17 protein-coding genes are annotated in these 19,225 nt (G+C 68.3%); 5 read left to right on the top strand and 12 right to left on the bottom strand.

The genetic code is table 11. From position 1 onward, the window contains the following. Nucleotides 1-171: 171 nt before the first annotated feature. The 4 genes from ppk1 to ACFWZU_RS11695 all read right to left on the bottom strand — a co-directional run bounded on the left by ppk1 (nucleotide 172) and on the right by ACFWZU_RS11695 (nucleotide 6,048). Nucleotides 172-2,268 carry a polyphosphate kinase 1 gene (ppk1, locus tag ACFWZU_RS11710; protein ID WP_439701690.1) on the bottom strand — a complete coding sequence of 699 codons (2,097 nt, stop codon included), beginning with the start codon at nucleotides 2,266-2,268 and terminating at the stop codon, nucleotides 172-174. A 139-nt stretch (nucleotides 2,269-2,407) separates the two neighbouring features. Further along, nucleotides 2,408-3,451: a phosphate regulon sensor histidine kinase PhoR gene (gene phoR / locus ACFWZU_RS11705; RefSeq protein ID WP_439701689.1), complete on the bottom strand. Its 1,044-nt coding sequence runs from the start codon at nucleotides 3,449-3,451 to the stop codon at nucleotides 2,408-2,410. A gap of 28 nt (nucleotides 3,452-3,479) precedes the next feature. Beyond that, nucleotides 3,480-4,169: a phosphate regulon transcriptional regulator PhoB gene (phoB, locus tag ACFWZU_RS11700; RefSeq protein ID WP_439701688.1), complete on the bottom strand. Its 690-nt coding sequence runs from the start codon at nucleotides 4,167-4,169 to the stop codon at nucleotides 3,480-3,482. A gap of 262 nt (nucleotides 4,170-4,431) precedes the next feature. Next, nucleotides 4,432-6,048, bottom strand: a complete 1,617-nt coding sequence (locus tag ACFWZU_RS11695; protein ID WP_439701687.1) for a M48 family metalloprotease — start codon at nucleotides 6,046-6,048, stop codon at nucleotides 4,432-4,434. 127 nt (nucleotides 6,049-6,175) lie between these two features. Here ACFWZU_RS11695 and grxC point away from each other — a divergent pair, with 127 nt between their 5' ends. The 4 genes from grxC to ACFWZU_RS11675 all read left to right on the top strand — a co-directional run bounded on the left by grxC (nucleotide 6,176) and on the right by ACFWZU_RS11675 (nucleotide 9,737). Further along, nucleotides 6,176-6,439 carry a glutaredoxin 3 gene (grxC, locus tag ACFWZU_RS11690; RefSeq protein ID WP_439701686.1) on the top strand — a complete coding sequence of 88 codons (264 nt, stop codon included), beginning with the start codon at nucleotides 6,176-6,178 and terminating at the stop codon, nucleotides 6,437-6,439. After that, on the top strand, nucleotides 6,436-6,837 hold the full coding sequence (locus ACFWZU_RS11685; protein ID WP_439701685.1) for a carboxymuconolactone decarboxylase family protein: 402 nt from the start codon (nucleotides 6,436-6,438) through the stop codon (nucleotides 6,835-6,837). Before grxC ends, ACFWZU_RS11685 begins: the two co-directional genes overlap by 4 nt. 309 nt (nucleotides 6,838-7,146) lie before the next feature. Next, nucleotides 7,147-8,160 (top strand): isocitrate dehydrogenase, encoded by a 1,014-nt coding sequence (locus ACFWZU_RS11680; protein WP_439701684.1) that lies wholly within the window; start codon nucleotides 7,147-7,149, stop codon nucleotides 8,158-8,160. Between the two features lie 143 nt (nucleotides 8,161-8,303). Then, the gene (locus ACFWZU_RS11675) at nucleotides 8,304-9,737 is read left to right on the top strand and encodes a DUF2254 family protein (protein ID WP_439701683.1); all 1,434 of its coding nucleotides are present in this window, start codon (nucleotides 8,304-8,306) and stop codon (nucleotides 9,735-9,737) included. A gap of 312 nt (nucleotides 9,738-10,049) precedes the next feature. On the opposite strand, the gene ACFWZU_RS11670 is transcribed toward ACFWZU_RS11675, so the two are convergent. The 8 genes from ACFWZU_RS11670 to ACFWZU_RS11635 form a co-directional block, all read right to left on the bottom strand. After that, on the bottom strand, nucleotides 10,050-10,508 hold the full coding sequence (locus ACFWZU_RS11670; RefSeq protein ID WP_439701682.1) for a carboxymuconolactone decarboxylase family protein: 459 nt from the start codon (nucleotides 10,506-10,508) through the stop codon (nucleotides 10,050-10,052). A gap of 40 nt (nucleotides 10,509-10,548) precedes the next feature. After that, entirely contained in the window at nucleotides 10,549-11,451 is a 903-nt protein-coding gene (sigJ, locus tag ACFWZU_RS11665; protein ID WP_439701681.1) for an RNA polymerase sigma factor SigJ, read from the bottom strand. A gap of 56 nt (nucleotides 11,452-11,507) precedes the next feature. Next, complete coding sequence (locus ACFWZU_RS11660; protein ID WP_439701781.1) at nucleotides 11,508-12,434, bottom strand: aspartyl/asparaginyl beta-hydroxylase domain-containing protein; 927 nt, start codon at nucleotides 12,432-12,434, stop codon at nucleotides 11,508-11,510. Between the two features lie 649 nt (nucleotides 12,435-13,083). Continuing rightward, nucleotides 13,084-13,992 carry a cation diffusion facilitator family transporter gene (locus tag ACFWZU_RS11655; RefSeq protein ID WP_439701680.1) on the bottom strand — a complete coding sequence of 303 codons (909 nt, stop codon included), beginning with the start codon at nucleotides 13,990-13,992 and terminating at the stop codon, nucleotides 13,084-13,086. 90 nt (nucleotides 13,993-14,082) lie between these two features. Beyond that, nucleotides 14,083-14,598, bottom strand: coding sequence for a Slp family lipoprotein (locus tag ACFWZU_RS11650; RefSeq protein WP_439701679.1), 516 nt, complete (start codon nucleotides 14,596-14,598; stop codon nucleotides 14,083-14,085). Nucleotides 14,599-14,661: 63 nt separating this feature from the next. After that, nucleotides 14,662-15,582: a 23S rRNA (adenine(2030)-N(6))-methyltransferase RlmJ gene (locus ACFWZU_RS11645; RefSeq protein ID WP_439701678.1), complete on the bottom strand. Its 921-nt coding sequence runs from the start codon at nucleotides 15,580-15,582 to the stop codon at nucleotides 14,662-14,664. 115 nt (nucleotides 15,583-15,697) lie between these two features. After that, the gene (locus ACFWZU_RS11640) at nucleotides 15,698-16,624 is read right to left on the bottom strand and encodes an EamA family transporter (protein ID WP_439701677.1); all 927 of its coding nucleotides are present in this window, start codon (nucleotides 16,622-16,624) and stop codon (nucleotides 15,698-15,700) included. A gap of 222 nt (nucleotides 16,625-16,846) precedes the next feature. Then, nucleotides 16,847-17,761: a peptidylprolyl isomerase gene (locus tag ACFWZU_RS11635; RefSeq protein ID WP_439701676.1), complete on the bottom strand. Its 915-nt coding sequence runs from the start codon at nucleotides 17,759-17,761 to the stop codon at nucleotides 16,847-16,849. Between the two features lie 243 nt (nucleotides 17,762-18,004). Between ACFWZU_RS11635 and ACFWZU_RS11630 the strand changes: the two genes are divergently transcribed. Further along, entirely contained in the window at nucleotides 18,005-19,147 is a 1,143-nt protein-coding gene (locus ACFWZU_RS11630) for an OprO/OprP family phosphate-selective porin (protein WP_209621388.1), read from the top strand. The last annotated feature ends 78 nt before the right edge of the window (nucleotides 19,148-19,225 follow it).

Below are 19,225 nucleotides of genomic sequence, written 5' to 3'. Positions count from 1 at the left end.
GTGTTCCAGGCAGGCGAAGCGGGCATTCTGCCACGCAGGACCAGGCCCACGCGGCCGTCAGGCTGCCGGCGCGCGCCCGTGCGCGGCGGCCATGGCGGCCAGTGCTGGTGGCCTGGACGGGCCGGGCATCGCGGTCGCGCACAGGTGCGCTCCTGCAGGCCTGTGCGGGCTTCATGCGCAGATCTTGTCCAGCAGTGTCTGCTGCGCGCTGTGCGGCGGCTGGTCGCCGGGCGTGGCGCGGGTGTAGTGGCCGTCGCTGTCGAGCAGCCAGGCCTGGGTGTTGTCGGCCAGGCCGTTGGCCAGTGTCTCGTCGAACACGCGCGCGGCCAGCACCGGGTCGAGGATCGGGAAGGCAACCTCGATGCGGCGCATCAGGTTGCGTTCCATCCAGTCGGCGCTGGCGCAGTAGATTTCCGGCTGGCCGTCGTTGGCAAACCAGTACACGCGGCTGTGCTCGAGGAACCGGCCTACGATCGAGCGCACGCGGATGCGCTCGGAAATGCCCGGCAGGCCCGGGCGCAACGTGCAGGCCCCGCGCACGATCAGGTCGATCTCCACGCCGGCCTGCGAGGCGCGGTAGAGCGCCTCGATCACATGCGACTCGTTGAGCGCGTTGAGCTTGGCCACGATGCGCGCGGGCTTGCCCGCCTGCGCGTTGGCGGTCTCGCGTTCGATCTTGGCGACCACGCTCTTGTACAGGGTGAAGGGCGAATGCAGCAGGCGCTTGAGGCTGATCACCGAGCCCAGGCCCGAGAGCTGCTGGAACACCTTGTGCAGGTCCTCGCCGATCTCCGCGTTGGCCGTCATCAGCCCGATGTCGGTGTACATCCGGCTGTTGGCCTGGTGGTAGTTGCCGGTGGACAGGTGCACGTAGCGGCGCAGCATGTCGGTCTCGCGGCGCACGATCAGCATCATCTTGGCGTGGGTCTTGTAGCCGACGACGCCGTAGACCACCTGGACGCCGGCCTCCTGCAAGCGTGTTGCCAGGCGGATGTTGGCCTCCTCGTCGAAGCGTGCGCGCAGCTCGATCACCACGGTGACGTCCTTGCCGTTGCGCGCGGCCTCGACCAGCAGGTCGACCAGCGGGGTGTCCTCGCCGGCGCGGTAGAGCGTCTGCTTGATCGCCAGCACGGCCGGATCGGCCGCGGCCTGGCGCAGCAGGTCGACCACCGCGGCGAAGCTTTCGTAAGGGTGGTGCAGCAGCACGTCGTGCTGGCCGATCAGCTCGAACAGGTTGGTGCCCGGTTCGATCGCCGCCGGCAGGCAGGGCACGAAACGCGGGAACTTCAGTTCCGGCCGGTCGACGTGATCGTAGATGCCGCCAGCGCGGATGATGTTGACCGGGCCGTCGCAACGGTAGACGTCCGATTCCTCCAGTTCGAAGTTTGCGACCAGCATCGCCGTGATCGCCTTCGGGCAGTCGTTGGCGATCTCCAGCCGCACCGGCCGCGCGTAGCCGCGACCGAGCAGTTCCTCGCTGAGCGCGCGGGCGAGGTTCTCAACCTCGGCCTCTTCCACGATCAGCTCGCTGTTGCGGGTGACGCGGAACTGATAGGAACCGACCACCCTGAAGCCGGGGAACATCAGGTCGACGAAGGCCTGCAGCATTTCGGCCAGGAACACGAAATTGTCGCCGCCGCCGCCCACTTCCGCGGGCAGCTTGACGATGCGCGGCAGCGAGCGCGGCGCACGCACCAGCGCCATGTGGCCCTCGTGCCCGAACGCGTCGCGGCCCTGCAGCACCACGGCGATGTTGAGCGTCTTGTTGAGGATGCGCGGGAACGGATGCGCCGGGTCCAGGCCCAGCGGCGAGAGCACCGGCAGCACCTCGTGTTCGAAATAGCCTTGCAGCCAGCGCCGCTGGACCGGCGTCCACTGGTGGCGCGTGAGGAAGCGGATGCCCTCGGCATCCAGTTGCGGGCGGAGCTGTTCCTGCCAGGTCGCGTACTGGTCGGTGACCAGATCCAGGGCGCGCGCGCGGATGCGCGTCAGCAACTCGCCGGAGGACAACCCGTCCGGCCCCGGCGCGGCCGAGCCATAGGCATGGTGGTGCTTGAGCATCGCCACCCGCACCTCGAAGAACTCGTCGAGGTTGTTCGCCACGATGCTGAGGTAACGCAGCCGTTCCAGCAGCGGCACATGGGCATCGCGCGCCATGGCGAGTACGCGGAAGTTGAACTCCAGCGCGGCCAGCTCGCGGCTCAGGTACAGCTCCGGCGCGGACAGGTCGGCGATCGCAGTGGCGGTTTGCGGCAGTTTGCGGGCCATGGGGACCCATTCTGGACGATGCGGGGGCCAAGTACACCCGGTCACCGTCACACGGTCGGGTGGCCTTCAGCCGCGCGGATCCCTGTAGGAGCGCACCCGTGCGCGACCGGGAGGTCCGCGGTCGCGCACGGGTGCGCTCCTACACGGGGCCCGGTTCGGCCGGCAGCAGGCGTTCGGGCCCGAAATGGCAGGCGAACGTGGAACCCTGGCCCGGCGTGCTCTCCACGGTCAGGCGCCCCTGATGCAGGTTGAGCACGTGCTTGACGATGGACAGCCCCAGCCCGGTACCGCCGGTCTCGCGCGAACGGCTGGAGGAAACGCGGTAGAAGCGCTCGGTCAGTCGCGCCAGGTGGCTGGCCGGGATGCCGTAGCCGGTGTCGGTGACCGAATAGGCCGCGCCCTCGGCCGTACGCTGCCAGCGGATCGAGATGCGCCCGCCGTTGGGGGTGTAGCGCACGGCATTGCTGACCAGGTTGGACAGCGCACTGTGCAGGTCCCTGGGGGAGCCGAGCAGGTCGCAGTCCAGGTCTGCCTCAAGCGTCACCTGGTGCCGGCCCTGGCTCAGTGCCTCGGCTTCCTTGCGCAGGGTGGCGAGCAACGCGGCCATCGGCACGCGCTCGTCGACCACGTGCTCCTGCGTTTCCAGGCGCGAGAGGGTCAGCAGGTCTTCCACGATCTGGCCCATTCGCTTGGATTGCGCACGCATCTCGCCGAGTACCGGGGCCAGTTCGGGCACGTCCTCGGGGTCGAGCAACTCCAGATAGCCGTGGATCACGGTCAGCGGGGTGCGCAGTTCGTGCGAGACGTTGGCCACGAAGTCGCGGCGGATCTGCTCCAGCCGCGTCAGCGGGCTGATGTCGCGCCCCAGCAACATCCGCTGGCGCCGACCGAACGGCTGCACGGAGACGTCCAGATGGCCTTCGGCGCGGCCAGGTGCGGGCACGTCGTGCAGCGGCATCCGCGCGCCGGACCGGAGCCAGGCAGCCAGGTCGCTGCCCTGCAGGCGGTCGGAGAGCAGCACGCCGCGATCCTTGCCGCGGCGCAGGCCAAGCAGCGTCTCGGCGGCGCGGTTGAACCAGCGCACGCGCCAGGCTTCGTCCAGCAACACGATCGCGTCGGGCAGGCTGTCGGCCGCGTCGCGAAGGTCGTGCAGGGTGATGGCGAGGCGGCGTGCGCGGGTCATGCGTCGGGTCCGGGGCAGGGCGGGTGGATCAGGTACTGGCCGAGAAGCGGTAGCCGGAACCGCGCACCGTCTGCACCATGCCGTCCAGTTGCCAGGGTTCGAGCGTCTTGCGCAGGCGGCGGATATGCACGTCGACCGTGCGCTCTTCGACGTAAACGCTGCCGCCCCAGACGTGGTCCAGCAGCTGGGCGCGGGTGTAGACGCGCTCGGGATGGGTCATGAAGAAGTACAGCAGGCGGTACTCGGTAGGGCCGATCGGCACCAGCTCCTCGCCCGCAAAGACGCGATGCGCCGGGCCATCGATGCGCAGGCCGCCCAGTTCCACCATGCCGGTACCGTCGTCGCCCTGGCTGCGGCGCAGCACCGCCTTGATGCGGGCGATCAGCTCCCGGGTCGAGAAGGGTTTGACGACGTAGTCGTCGACGCCCGCTTCCAGCCCGTTCACACGGTCCATTTCCTCGCCGCGCGCGGTGAGCATGATGATCGGGATCTCGCGGCTGAGCTCTTCCTTGCGCAGCCGCCGCGCCAGCTCCAGCCCGCTGGTGCCCGGCAGCATCCAGTCCAGCAGGATCAGGTCCGGCACCTGTTCGGCAATGGCAATCTGCGCTGCGCGGGCATCGGCGGCCTGCATGGCTTCCATCCCCGCCTTGTGCAGGGCGAAGGTGACCATGTCGCGGATCGAGGCTTCGTCTTCGACGATGAGGATGCGCTTGTGCACGCGGGTTGCGCCTGGCCTGTGACGGGCTTATTGCAATGGGGGAATGTTACGTGGGGATGACACCGGGCGGGGAGGTTGCTTCCCCGTTCCACGAGGGGAAGGTGCCGGCAGGGCGGATGGGGGGAAGACTTGCGACAGCCCTCCGGATTTTCCCGCCAGGAGCGCCCCCGTCCGCCTTCGGCACATCCCCCGCGTTCGCGGGGAAGGCTCGGAATGGGGGCCTCATCCGAGGCCGGGGCGTGGCCCTCGCGGGGCGCCCGGATTACTGGCTCCGCCCGTCCGGATTGTCCACCGTCTGCACCTTGCGCTTGCGCAGCTCCAGCACCAGCGGTGTCAGGTCGGCGATGCGCGCCTGGATGCGCGCGCGGGCGTAATAGTCCAGGTCGTCGCGCTTGAGCAGCCGCTTGAGCTGCTCCATGGCATCGAACGGGCGGCCGGAGAGGTAGCTGGCGTCCGAATAGGCCTCGCCGGCGCGTACGCTGTCGCCGGCCTTGTCGCTGGCGCGGGCGTAGCTGCGGTAGATGTCCGGTTCGTCGGCGTTCTCCAGCAGCGGGCGCAGCAGGGAGGCGGCGAGCGTCGCCTGTGCGGTGTCGCCCCCGGCGGTCAGCGCCTTGGCGTAGGCCAGCGCCACCGCGCGGTTGCGCGGGGAGCGGGCGTTGAGGCGGGCGTAGCGCGCCAGGGCGTCGGCGCGCTGGCCATCCTGCAGCTGCGCGTCGGCCATCGCCAGGTCGAGGATCAGGTTGTCCGGGTGGGCGGCGAGCAGCGGCTTGAGCTGTGCGATCGCCTGCGCGCCGGCGCCGCTGCGGGTCAGCGCCAGCGCGTAGCCGTAGCGGTTGGCGGGGCTGTCGAAGCCGGCCGTGCCGAAGCTCGCGTCGTAGTAGTGGACCAGCTTGGAAGCGTCGCCGGCCAGCACCCGGGTGCGCTCGCGCATCAACGCGTAGGTATCCAGCCCGTCCTTCGCCGGGGCGGCGGCGAGCAGCGCGGTCGGGTCCTTCACGTAGGCGATCGGCGCGGTGGTCTTCTCCCAGTCGCCGCGCACCAGCGTGGTGCCGCCCGGACGCTGCTTCTGCGCGGCCAGCAGCGCGCCGGCGCGCGACTTGGCGTCGCTGATGCGCGCGAGCGTCACCGGGTGGGTCTGCAGCAGCGCGGGCACGTCGGTGCCGCCGGAGCCCGCACGGAGGGTGTCCTGCATGCGCTCGAAGAAGCTGGCCATGGCACGCGGGTCGAAGCCGGCATCGGCCAGCGTCTGGATGCCTACGCGATCGGCCTCGATCTCGTCCTTGCGGGTGAAATTGATCGAGCGCTGGGCGATCAGGCCCTGGCCGGCGGCCAGCACCGCCATGGGCGAGTCGCCACTGTGCGAGCCGGCGCCCGCGGCGACGGCGCCGAGCAGCACGAGCGCCATCAGCGGCGCATCCTTCTTCGAATCCTCGAACGCGCGTTGCAGGTGGTTCTGCGTGATGTGGCCGATTTCGTGGGCGATCACGCCGGCCAGCTCGCTTTCGCTGCGGGTGATGGCGATCAGGCCGGCATTGACGGCGATGTACCCGCCGGGCGCGGCAAAGGCGTTGATCTCCTCGTCCTTGACCACGAAAAACGTGAAGCGGTCCTTCGGACGGTCGCTGCTGGCCACCAGGCGGTAGCCGAGGTCGTTGAGGTAGTCGTCCAGCAGCGGGTCTTCGACCACCATGTCCAGCGAGCGCATCTCGCGCAGCATCGAGGCGCCATAGTCCTGGGCGTCCTGCGGGGAAATCAGCGCGTCGGCCGAGCTGCCCAGGTCCGGCAGCCGGATGTCCTCCTGCGCGCCCGCGCCGAAGGCGAGGCAGGCGGTGACCAGCGCAGTGAGCAGGCGGGGGGCGAGTCGTGGTGCCATGGCCATAGGTGGGCGACAATACATCAGGACAGACCGCCGGTAGCGGGCGTCGGTTCATCGTCCGTTGCTTGCAAACGGACGGCCCGGGCCCCATTTGAAGGCCCGGTTACAAAGTTTCTCCGGAGCGTTCGTCATGCCCAAGATCGAGGTCTATTCCACCGCCGTGTGTCCCTACTGCGTGGCCGCCAAGAACCTGCTCAAGTCCAAGGGACTGGAGTGGAACGAAGTACGCGTGGATGCCGACCCGGCCCAGCGCGAGCTGATGCTCCAGCGCAGCGGCGGTCGCCGTACCGTGCCGCAGATCTTCATCAACGACCAGCACGTCGGCGGCTACGACGACCTGGTTTCCGCCGACCGCAGCGGCAGGCTCAAGCAACTGCTGGGCGAGGCCGCATGAGCGACGCCGACAAGAGCAAGGACCGCGTGGCGGAATTCACCGCGTTCCGCCAGCGCATGAACGAGCGCATCCTGTCTGAGGACAACCAGGTCGTACGGCGCTTCTTCGCGCTGGACACGCAGACCTACAAGCCGGGCGCGCTCGACGTGAAGACCAAGGAGCTGCTCGGCCTGGTCGCCTCGATGGTGCTGCGCTGCGACGATTGCATCAGCTACCACGTGGCGCAGTGCAAGGAGGCCGGCGTCACTCGCGAGGAATTCTTCGAGACCTTCAGCGTAGGCCTCGTGGTGGGCGGTTCGATCGTGATCCCGCACCTGCGCCGCGCGGTGGATTTCCTCGATCGGCTGGAAGAGGGCGAAGCACCCGGCGAGGGTTGTACAGACCACGCGCAGGCCTGAGTAGGGTGGGCTTCAGCCCACCTCCCCCGGTTGCCGTGGATTTCCCGATCGGCTGCAAGGCGCCGCCAGTGTCGATCGCCCTTAGTTCCAGCACGGTGGGCTTCGGCTTACCTTTCCGGCCGGTTGCGGTGGGCTGAAGCCCACCCTACGCACCCGCGGTGCGATGAACCGCAACGCTGCATGCGAGGATTTGCAACGCCCTGGCGCGCCCCGCCTGCTGCCGGCACGGGGCCGCATCGGCGATAATGGGCTTCTTTGCCGCGCGCATTTCCCTCCGCGCGGCCGCGATCAGTCCCCAAGGAGTCTCCCATGAGCAAAACCATCGCCGTGATCCCGGGCGACGGCATCGGTCCTGAAATCATGACCGCTACCCTGCGCGTGCTCGACGCGCTGGACTGCGGCCTGAGCTACGACTTCGTCGACGCCGGCATGGTGGCGCTGGAGAAGCATGGCGACCTGTTGCCGAAGCCGACCCTCGACAAGATCGCCGAGCACAGGGTCGCGTTGAAGGGCCCGCTCACCACGCCGATCGGCGGCGGCTTCACCTCGATCAACGTCACCCTGCGTCGCCATTTCGACCTGTACGCCAACGTCCGTCCGGCGACCAGCTTCCCCGGCACGAAGGCGCGCTACGAGAACATCGACATCATCACGGTGCGCGAGAACACCGAAGGCGCGTACCTGGCCGAAGGCCAGAGCGTGTCCGAGGATGGCGAGATCGCCACCTCGCTGATCCGCGTGACGCGCAAGGGCTGTGCCCGCATCGTCCGCTACGCCTTCGAGATGGCGGTCAAGAAGGGCCGCAAGAAGGTCACGGCCGTGCACAAGGCCAACATCATCAAGACGGCCTCGGGCATGTTCCTCAACGTGGCGCGCGAGATCGCCAAGGAATACCCGCAGATCGAGTTCAACGAGATGATCGTGGACAACACCTGCATGCAGCTGGTGATGCGTCCCGAGCAGTTCGACGTGATCGTGACCACCAACCTGTTCGGCGACATCCTGTCGGACCTGTGCGCCGGCCTGGTCGGCGGCCTGGGCCTGGCGCCGGGCGACAACATCGGCGAGCACGCGGCGATCTTCGAGGCCGTGCACGGCTCGGCGCCGGACATCGCCGGCAAGGGCATCGCCAACCCCTGCGCGCTGCTGCTGGCCGCAGCCGACATGCTCGACCACCTGGGCATGGTCGACAAGGGCACCCGGCTGCGCATCGGCATTCGCGAGGCCATGGCCAACGACCATGACCACGTCACGCCGGACCTGGGCGGCAAGGGCAACACCGCCAGCTTCGGCGAAGCGATCGCCCGCCGTCTGGCTGCCTGAGGCACCCATAGCGGCTGGCGGGTGGCGCGTGGACGGCAGCGCCACGCCGGTAATGCTCTGATCTCTGAAGCGCTTCGGCCTGCGCCGAAGCGCGGGCCGCTTGCACGGGCTGCAAGCGGAACCGAGATCGTGGAGCTCACCGCATGACAGACCCCCAACGCCGCGCCCGCGAGGGCGAAAGCCCGCTGAAGAAATCCTGGGAAACCGTCCGCCGCGCGTTCGTCGAATTCCTGGGCCTGCCAAGCCTGCTCATCGTCGGCTTCCTGCTGCTAGCTGCCGTCACTTCGGCGCTCGATTCGGCACGCCTGGCCTGGCTCGAGCCGGTGCGCACCACGATCCGCGTGGTGCTGTTCCGTGACGCCGAGGCCACCGCCTCGCTGCTGTCGACCATCGCCGGCAGCATCATCACCGTCACCTCGATCACTTTTTCGCTGTTGCTGCTGGCCGTGCAACAGGCGGCCGGTGCGCTCACCCCGGTGGTCTACGATCAGTTCCTGCGGCGCCGGTTGAACCAGGTCTACTTCGGCTTTTTCGTGGGGCTGGCGGTCTACATGCTGCTGATCCTGGCTACCGTCAACCGGCCCTACAACCCGGTATTCGGCGCGACCGTGGCACTGGTGCTTACCTTCGTGGCGATGTCGCTGATCATCGTGCTGCTCTACACCACCATCAACCAGATGCGTCCGGTGGTGGTCATCGAGTCGATCCACGACCACATCCTGCGTGCGCGCCTCGCCCAGCACGAGTTCCTCCGGCGCACACGGCGAAAGGCGTCCGCTGCGGCGTCATTGTCCACGCCCGTGCACGCGGCCGAGCACGGTTACGTGGTGCAGGTGGACCTGGACGCGATGGCGGCGGCGCTCGACGAGACGCCCGAGGCGGAGGTTGTCCTGGCGATCGCGATCGGCCACTACGTCGCCTTCGAGGACATGCTGGCGACCATCCGCACGACCACGGAGCGCGCGCCAGCAGGCCTGGTCGACGCCGTGCGCAATGCCATCCGGCTTGAACAGCAGCGCGATCTGGACGGCGACCCGGCCTACGGCATCGATCAGCTGGCGGTGATCGGCTGGACGTCGGTTTCGACCGCCAAGTCCAACCCGGCGCCTGGCCGGATGGTCCTGCACACCTTGCGCGACCTGATGGCGCGCTGGTCGGCCGAAACGGCCGGAACGCACCAGGCGCACGAGCAGCGTCCATCTGAGGTGCCGGTCGTCTACGAGGACAATGTGTTCGCCAAACTGCTCGACACGTTCGAGATACTGGCGGTGGTCGCGTCCGAATCGATGCAGCCGCAGACCATGGCCTCGTTCGTGCGCACCTTCGTGTTGATGTTCGGCCGGTTGCCGCCCGAGCAGCAGCCGCGGGCGCAACGGCTGATCCGCAGCAGCCTGTCGGCACTGGGCGAGCACGTGTTGACGGTCGAGCTCGACAGCGCGCTGACCGAACTGGCCGTCGCACTGGACGTCGCGCACCAGCGCGACCTCGCCGCCGAGGTTCGCGCCGCGCAGCAAGCCATGGCCGCGTCTCTGGGCAAGCTCGGCTCGCGCGCGACGCGCGCTTCGGCGGCGGGGTGATCGGCCGGAGCTTTTGCGCTACCACAAGGCTGGTGACCACGGGGGCGCTCGGGGCTCGCGATGGTATGGCTGGGTCGTGACACGGGAGTTTGGCCGCCTGGGCATCGATCGCGGTTTCCGGGTTCACGCGAAAGGCAGGTCGCTCGCTCCGGTTGCCCCATCCGCCTGTCGGCACCTTCCCCCGCGGGCGGGGGAAGGCTCGGAATGGAGTGGCGCTGGGTCGGGGGATTGCGGACGTGATTGCCAGGACCGTGACGCCTGGGTGCTAGCCCTCCTCCGCGACGCGGGGAAGGGGCCGGAAGCGCAGCGTGCTCAGTGCATCCCGGGCTTGTGGCTGCCGCCAATCGTACGCGCGGCGATATTGATGCGGTTCCAGCTGTTGATCGTCACCACCAGCAGCGTGAGGTCGACCAGCGCGTCTTCGTCGAACTGCTGGCGGGCCTGCTCGTAGAGCGCGTCGGAGACCGCGTCGTGCGAGTTCAGTTCGGTCAGTTCCTCCGCCCAGGCCAGGGCGATGCGCTCGCGCTCGCTGAACAGGGTGGTCTCGCGCCAGGCCGGCAGGACGTACAGGCGTTGCTCGGTTTCGCCCGCGGCGCGGGCGTCCTTGCTGTGCATGTCCAGGCAGTAGGCGCAGCCGTTGATCTGCGACACGCGCATGAGCACCAGGTCGATCAGGCGGGCCTCGAGGCGACCGGCGTCGTGGACCTGTTTGCCGAGCTGGACCAGCGGCATCATCGACTTGTAGTGGCGTTGGATGGCGAAACGGGACATGGAAAGCTCCTTGGCTGGAAATCGGCCCGGAGTGGGCCGTTCAATGCAAGGACGCGGGGAGCCGGCTTTTCGTGACCGCCGCCAGGCGCGCCAGCTTTGCCGGGTGGCGCAGGGCGAGCGTGGCGGTGATGCGATCGCCCTCGCACTCGATCCAGGTCGCGCTGACCAGCGTCTCCTGGGCCCAGGCCAGCAGTACGGGCTCGCCATTGAGCGTGGCGACGGAGAAGTGCACTTCGGGGTGGGAATAGAAGCGGGTGCCGATCTGCATGTAGAGACGGGCCAGCCGGTCGGCGCCCTGCAGGGGACGCAGTACCGCGCGCACGACGCCGCCGCCGTCGGCGATGGAGATCGCATCCTCGGCGAACAGCGCGCGCAGCGATTCGAGGTCCGGCGTCTTCATGGCCGTCATGAAGCGCTGCAGCATGCGCTGCTTGGTCGGGGCATCCACGCTGAAGCGGGGCCGTCCCTCGCGCAGGCGCGTCTTCGCGCGGTGCACGCGCTGGCGGCAGGCGTCCTCGGCGATGCCAAGAATGGCGGCAACCTCGGCGTGGCTGTAGTCGAACACCTCGTAGAGCAGGAAGGCCGCGCGCTCCTCCGGGCTCAGCCGTTCGAGCAGCAGCAGGAACGACAGGGTGAGCGTCTCGCCGCGCTCGAGCTCGGCCTCCGGGTGGTCGGCATCGGCCACCAGCGGCTCGGGCAACCACGGGCCGGTGTAGTGCTCGCGCTCGGTCTTGGCGCGGCGCAGGCGGTCCAGCGCCAGGCGTGTGGTGACCGTGACCAGCCACGCTTCCGGGTCGTCCAGGACGGTGGTGTCCTGCGCGTGCCAGCGCAGCCAGGCATCGTGCAGTACGTCCTCCGCGTCGCTCGGCGAGCCGAGCATGCGGTAGGCCAACCCGAACAGGCGCGGACGGTGTTGCTGGAACAGGGCGGTCTGGGTATCCATGGAGATCTCCGGTGGGATACGGCCAGGACGCGCGACCTGGGCGGAACGTGACCGGTTCAGCGCACCAGCGGCCAGGGCGCCAGGAACACCAGCCACATCAGCAGCACGATGCCGGCGTACTTGAGCGTGCGAAACAGCTTCGGATGCCGGCGCTTCAACGCCTTGCTGCGCTCACGGCTGCGCTGGTTGAGCGCGAACATGCGATTGACGAAACCGACCTTCTCCACGCCGTTGTCCGCGTTCGGCGAAGCGGTGATCTTGCCCATGAATGCGCCCACGCGATGGTTGATCGCGCCCATCCAGCGCGTGCGCAGCGGGCGCTCGACGTCGGCGAACAGGATCACGCGGGTCTGGTCGGTCTTGTTCTCGACCCAGTGCACGTAGGTTTCGTCGAACACCACGTCCTTGCCGTCGCCCCAGGCGTGTTCCTCGCCATCGACGAAGATCCGGCAGTCGCGCGAGTTCGGGGTGATCAGCCCGAGGTGGTAGCGCAGGGAACCGGCGAACGGATCGCGGTGCGGGTTGAGCTTGCTGTGCGGCGCCAGCGTGGCGAACATCGCCGCCTTGATGCTCGGGATGGCGTTGAGCAGCTCCACCGTCTTCGGGCACAGCGCTTCGGCCGAGGCGAGTGGTTCGCCGTACCACTTGAGGTAGAAGCGCTTCCAGCCCTGCTTGAAGAAACTGTTGAAGCTGGCGTCGTTGTGCTTTTCGGCAGCGCGGATGTGGCCCTCGTCGAACAGGCGCAGGGCCTCCTCGCGGATGGTCTGCCAGTTGGCCTGCAGCAGGTCCAGCTGCGGGAAGCCGCGGCGGTCCAGGATCGGCCGCGCCGGTACCGCCGAGAAGGCGTACATCAGCAGGTTGTACGGCGCGAAGATCGCCGAATGGTCGACCAGCTGGCGATCGAAGCGCAGCCGCGCCCGTCCGCGCAGGTGCACCAGCAGCACGCAGCCGGCGAACAGCAGGAGCAGCAGCAGGACGATCAGGCGGGGGGTGAGGATCATGGGGCTGTATCGCGGATGGGGCGGTTCATTCTACGCCGGCAAACGCCTTTGGACGGAGCTGCGGCCTGTCCCTCCGCTGTCGGGGAGAGGGCTGGGGCGAGGCGACAGTCTTGCGACAGCGATGGGTCAAAGCGCGCCATTGCTCCTCTCCTCAGCGGGGAGAGGGTTGGGGTTGGGGTCGATCTCGCGGCATGCGCGGTCCGAAGCGCGGCTTTGCTCCCTCTCCCCGCCGGGGAGAGGATTGGGGTGAGGGGCCGAGCTCGCGGCAAGCGCGAGTCGCAGCGAGGCTTTGCTCCTTCTCCCCGCCGGGGAGCGGTTGGGTGAGGGGTCGGTCTCGCGGCATGAGCAGGTCGCAGCGAGGCTTTGCTCCCTCTCCCCGCCGGGGAAAGGGTTGGGGTGAGGGGACACTCTTGCGTTGGGAGTCGATCGAAGCGTGGCTCTGGTGGAACTCCCCGCGAGCCCCGGCCCCTCACCTCAATCCTCTCCCCGGAGGGGAGAGGAAGCGAATGCAAAGAGCCATACCCAAGCCCTCACCTCAATCTCTCCTCCGGAGAGGAGAGGAAGCGATCGCAAGGAGTCATTCCCGAGCCCCGCCTCGATTCTCCCAGGCCGGAGCGAAGCAGGGTCAGGTTTAGTCGACCAGATCCGGCTCGAAGAAGCTCCAGCGGATGTCGGGAAACTGCGCCTTCATCGCCCGCTCCACGGTGTTGATCGCCTCGATCATCGCGCGATCGCTGGCGCACGCCTCCATCTTCGCCTTGACCGACACCATCACGTCGGCGCCCATCTGCAGCGTGATCAGGTTGAGCACCTTGGCCACTTCCGGGCGGTTTTCCAGGAAGGACATCAGCTCGGTGCGCCGGCGCGGCTCCACGCCCTGGCCGATCAGCAGGGCTTTGACCTCGACCGCCAGCGCCACGGCCACCACCACCAGCAGCACGCCGATCGCGATCGTACCCATGGCGTCGAACAGCAGGTTGCCGGTGAGCATGGTGGCGCCCACGGCCAGCGCGGCCAGGCACAGGCCGATCAGTGCCGCGAGGTCCTCGCCGAAAATCACCAGCAGCTCGCTGGAGCGGGTCTCGCGGAACCAGGTCCACAGACCCTGATCGCCGCGCGCCTTGTTGACCTCCTGCATGCAGCCGCGCATGGAGATGCCCTCGGCGACGATGCCGAACACCAGCACGCCGAGCGCCAGCCAGGGCCACTTGAGCGGTTCCGGATGGCTGAGTTTGTGCACGCCCTCGTAGACCGAAAACATGCCGCCGACGCTGAACAGCAGGATCGCCACCAGGAACGACCAGAAGTACAGCGCGCGGCCCCAACCCAGCGGGTATTCGTCCGACGGCGGCTTCTTCGCCTGGCGCATGCCCAGCAGCAACAGGCCCTGGTTGCCGCAGTCGGCCAGCGAGTGCACCGCTTCGGCCAGCATCGCCCCCGAGCCGGTCAGGAAGGCGGCGACCAGCTTGGCCACGAAGATGGCGAAGTTGGCGCCGAGCGCGAGGAAGATCGCCTTGAGCGAATTGGCGTGGCCGGACATGCGTAGGTTCCTGCGGGTGGCCGGTCAGTTTAAGGGCAGGCGCCGGGTGGGGCGAACTGCCGTCCCCGCCGTTCGTCCCGGGCGGTTGCCTCAGCGGATCCCGACGCCCACGCCCACGCCGAAGTGCACGTTGTTCTTGCCCTTGTTCATCTCGTCGGCGGTCCACACGTGCGACTGGTTCACCTGCACCAGCGGGAAGACGTAACCCGCCTGGCCGACCTTGCCCGCGCGGCTGCCGTTGAGTTCACCGTTGACCGTGATCAGCGCGCCGGAGGGATAGTCGAGCGATTCGACGTAGCCCGGCATGACCGCGATGAACCGGCCATTGCCGCTGTCGTTGGCCTGCGGCCGCTGTGACTTGTCCAGCGGGTAGGCGAGGATTTCCACCTCGCTATGGTCGGCGAGGTTGGTCACGCCGACGATGCGGCCGCCCCAGATCACCTGTTTGCTGGCGAACTGTTCGGGTGATTGCGCGACCTGGTACGGCGCGGCGGTCACCGCGTCGGCGGCGGGCTTGTAGATCGGCGCGGGGGCGCACGCGGCGAGCATCAGCAGCGTGGCGGGCACGAGCGAGCGGAACGTGATCGAAGCGAGGCGGATGCGCATGGCGGGCTCCTGACCTTGGCGAAAAAAGGGCGCGGCGCGATGCCGCCGCGGTCCGGAGCGAGCTTAGCGGCGGCCGTGTGAACGCGGTAGCGGCGAGGGCGGCGGCGCGGCACCTTCCTCGAGCAGCCAGTCCAGCCGCCATTCGGCCGGACGCCCCTGCGCCAGCAGCCGGGACAGTGCGCGCAGCGGCTCGCGCAGCGCCTCGTCCAGCTTCCACGGCGCGTTGAGGATGACCATGCCTGAGCCGTTCAGGCGCAACGGCGAGTCGTCCGGATGCACCAGCAGCTCCGCGCGCAGCACGCGGCGGGCGCCGCAGTGGCCGAGCCAGCGCAGGAACGGCTGCACCTGGCTGCGCAGCTTGATCGGGTACCACACGGCATAGACACCGGTAGGCCAGCGCGCGAGTGCCCCCTTGAGCGCCTGCTCGATCAGCCGGTACTCGGCCTCCTGCGCCTCGTACGGCGGGTCGATCAGCACCAGGCCGCGTTTCTCCTGCGGCGGCAGCAACGCCTTGAGCGCCTCGTAGCCGTCGCGCTGGTGCACGTGCATGCGCTTGTCGCCATGGAACAGCTCGCGCAGGCGCGACACTTCCTCCGGCTGGAGCTCGCACAGTTGGGCGCTGTCGCCCTGGCGCATGGCCATCGCCGCCTGCAACGGCGAGCCGGGGTAGAGCTTCAGGCCATGCTCGTTGCCGGGCATGGACAGCAGGCCGTCCAGCCAGTGCCGCAGCAGCGGCGGCAGCGGGCCACCGCTGCTCGCGTGCGGGCCGACGTCCGGGAACAGCAGCCGGCCCACGCCTTCGCGCCACTCGCCGGTCTTCTCCGCCTCCTTGCCCTCGAGCGCGTAGCAGCCGCTGCCCGCATGGGTGTCGATCACGGCGAACGGCGTGGGCTTGGCCTTGAGCGCGTCGATCAGCGCGGACAGCACGACGTGCTTGAGGACATCGGCGAAATTGCCGGCGTGATAGGCGTGGCGGTAATTCATGGCCGAAGTATAGAGGCCGGCTCGTCCCTCTACCTGCAGGAGCACACCCTATGCGCGACGTAGGCCTCCAATTCGGTCGCCTGGTCGCGCACAGGGTGCGCTCCTGCAGGCTGACTCACTCGGCGGTGTTGTGGGACTCGCTCACGCCCAGCAGCTCCGGCTGCGCCGGCTCCTTGCGGCGGCTCAGCCAGGGATGCACGAACACCGCGGCCAGGATCACCGCCACGCCCAGGTAGAACGGCCAGGCCAGCTCGCGCTGTTCGCCCAGCAGCACCACGGCCAGCACGATGGCGTACACCGGTTCCAGGTTGGTCACCATCTGCGTGCCGAACGCGCTCAGGTGGCGCAGCGCCACCAGCGCCAGTGCGAACGGCAGCAGCGTGCAGCCGAAGGCCAGCAGTACCAGCAGGACGGCATCATGCAGGCCGGGCAGCACGAAGGCGTTGCCGGCATGCGGCAGCAGCGGCGCGAGCAGGCCGAGGAACAGCGTGCCGGTACCCAGTTCCATGCAGGTCACGGTAAGCGGGTCGCCGTGTTCGACCAATCGCTTGTTGCACGCGCTGAACAGCGCCACCAGCAGCGCCGAAGCGGTGCCCACCACGAGCCCCAGGCGCATCGCGACCGGCACGCCGCCGACCACCATGGCCACGCCCGGCACCACAGCGACCCCGAGCAGCAGTTCGCGCGGATCGAAGCGCCGGCGCGCGATCCACGGTTCCACGAAGGCCAGGAACACCGGCCCCAGCGCGATGCAGGTCGCACCCACCGAAGCGTTGGAGAGCTTGATCGCCGCATAGAAGGTGAGCCAGTGCAGCGACACCAGCACGCCGATGCCGGCATAGGCCCAGCGCAGCCGGGCCGGCATCGCCTTCAATCCACGCCAGACCCGCGGCGTGGCCACCAGTGCAAGGGTCACCAGCAGCATGCGCCACCACACCAGCGAGGCTGCCGGCAGCGTGATCAGCTTGCCCAGGATCGCGGTGAAACCCCACAGCACCACGCAGAAGTGGATCTGCAGGCGGGCCTTGCTGATGGCTTGCATGGGGAATTCGCGTGGGGGGAAGCCGGCATTCTAGGGTCAGCAAGACGGTTACCCGCAAGCGTCGCCGGCGCACGGGACAGGCAAACACGAATGCGACAAGTGACCGCTGTCAGGAATGAAGCCCATCGCCCCCGGGGGTGACGTTGCCCACGACAATGTCCCACGGGAAGGTCAGGAAGTGGGCGAACGTATGCGCCGGCGTGGTGGCTCCGTTGCCGGCCGTCATTCCGGCTTGCGCGACGGTATGCCGATGCTGCACAGGTCGATCGCGCCGGCCGGGTTCGTATAGAACGCATCGCGCCGGTTGCGCTTGGCCTCGACCAGCCTGGCAAAGGTGGGGCTGTCCGTACGCAGCACCTCGATCTTCGGCCGCTCCGCCTTGGGCATGTCCGCCGCCAGGTGCAGGGATTCGATCTTCACGCGCTGCGATTTGTCCGTATAGAAACCCATCGGCGCCGGTCCGCGGGGCAGGGCCGAAAGCAGCTCCATGCCGTCGATGACGCGGCCGGCGACCGCCAGGTTGCGGTCCAGTCCGCGCGGGGCCTGTCCGATGATCGCGTAGAGCGCGCTGCCGTTGCCGGTTTCCGGCCCTACGTCGCGCGCCACGCCGACCGTGCCGTAGCAATGCGCGATCCACTCGCGGCCGGACGCCGGATCGCGCGCCACGGGGAAGCCCTCGGAGAAGCCCACCTGCGGCGCATAGACGTCGCCATCAGGCAGCGGCGTCCATTCGAGCTTTGCATCGATCGCGCGGGTGAACTCCGGCGGCAGGGTCTTCTTTGCCGTACCGAGCGGCTTGATGCGGGCCTTGTCCTCGTCGTCCGCGGCCGGGTCGTCCCATTGGGTGACGAAGTTGTCCTGCACGCGCACGATCGCCAGGCCGTCGAAGTAATGCTCGTGCGCCATCGTGCGGATGTTGGCTGCGTGCAGCGGGCTGAAGTCCGGCGCCAGCTCGATCAGCACGTGCCCGCCGGGCAGCTTCATGTCGAGCAGGTTGGACGGGTCGGGCGTGCGCCATTCCTGCGGCCGGGACTGGGCCAGCAGTTCCTTCGTGGTCGGCGTGGGCTTGGCTTCGTCGGCCAGCGCGGGCAGGGCGAGGAGGCTGGCGAGCGTGAAGGCGAGAAGCGTATGGCGCATGCTTGGGTTCCCCTGCAGGCATGGATGAGGTTGGAGAGCTTATAGCGTTCCCGCCACCCGTGCGGTTGCCGTGTCTACGCGTTCCGCCGGCGGCGTGGGACAATGCCGGCCTTGCTGGCGCCGGTTTCGTTTTTCGTTAACCGCACGTATCACCGGTGCGGAACGCCAGGTGGATGAACGGCTAACCAGCGCCCTGTTATTCCTGCTTCCGAAGCAGGGGTTTCGCTATCGATGGGAGCGATCATGCGTCTACGTATCCTGGCCGCCGCCGCCCTGGCCTGCGGGCTGGTCCAACCGGCGCTCGCGGGCGATCCGGACTCCTGGCCCACCAGCGTGGAGCTGGGCAACGGCGTCAACGCCGGCCTGAAGGGCCTGCTGCAGTACGACCTCAACCAGTTCACCGACGATCGCATGCCCGACGGTAGCGACCGGTTCGACGACGCGCACACCTGGCGACGACAGGAGTTCAATCTCTACGTCGAGAAAAAGGGCGTCTTCACGATCAACGCCGGCTACGACTTCCAGTCCAACAGCTGGGTCGACAACTACATCGGGCTGGAAACCAGGGCGGGCCGCTTCCGCCTCGGCCAGTTCAAGACGCCGGTGGGCTGGGAGGACGGCAACACCTCCACCAGCAACGTGACCTTCATGGAGCGCAGCCTGCCCGAGCAGGCGGTGCACGAAGGCCGACGTGTCGGCGTGGACTGGTTCTACCAGGGCATCCCGCACTGGTTGCTGCAGGTGGGGTTCTTCACGCGCCACGATCTCAATGACGATGCCGCCGGCGAAACCTTCGCCGGCCGCGTCGTATACAACCCGGTGCAGGAGCAGGGCGAGGTCGTGCACCTGGGCCTGACCGCCTCGCGCGAGTTGCGTGACGACCGCACCGGCCGCATCCGCGCGCGCCCGGAGGTGAACCTGACGCCGGTGCGCCTGGTCGACACCGGCACGCTGCTGGGCGTCGACCGGCTCGATCGCCAGGGCCTGGAAGCGGCCTGGATCCACGGCCCGATGCTGCTGCAGGGCGAATACCTGGCGATGCAGGCGATCCGCCCCGGCCTGCGCGACTTCCACGCCCGCGGCTACTACGTGTTCGGCACCTGGGCGCTGACCGGCGAATCGCGCGGCTACAAGACCGGCTCGGTCGCCGGCCTCACGCCGCAGCATCCCTGGGGCGCGCTCGAGCTGGCGCTGCGCTACGCCACCCTCGACCTGGACGACGGTGCGGTGATGGGCGGGCGCGAACACGACTGGACGCTGGGCCTGAACTGGTACATCAACACCCACTTCAAGCTGCAGGCCAACGTGATCCGCGCCTTCAGCGACCGCGGCAACCTACCGCTGGATCCCACCATCTACGCGATGCGCGCCCAGCTCAACTTCTGAGCGCTTGATCGGCAGGCGGACCGGCGGGCTCACGACGCCGGCCCGCCAGAGCCAGCGGTCTTCGGCGACCGGCTTGCC

Source organism: Frateuria sp. GZRR33, from assembly GCF_051900425.1.
Lineage (GTDB): Bacteria > Pseudomonadota > Gammaproteobacteria > Xanthomonadales > Rhodanobacteraceae > Frateuria_A.
The sequence above is the reverse complement of the archived record's forward strand: the minus strand, read 5'-3'. Positions and strand labels throughout refer to the sequence as shown.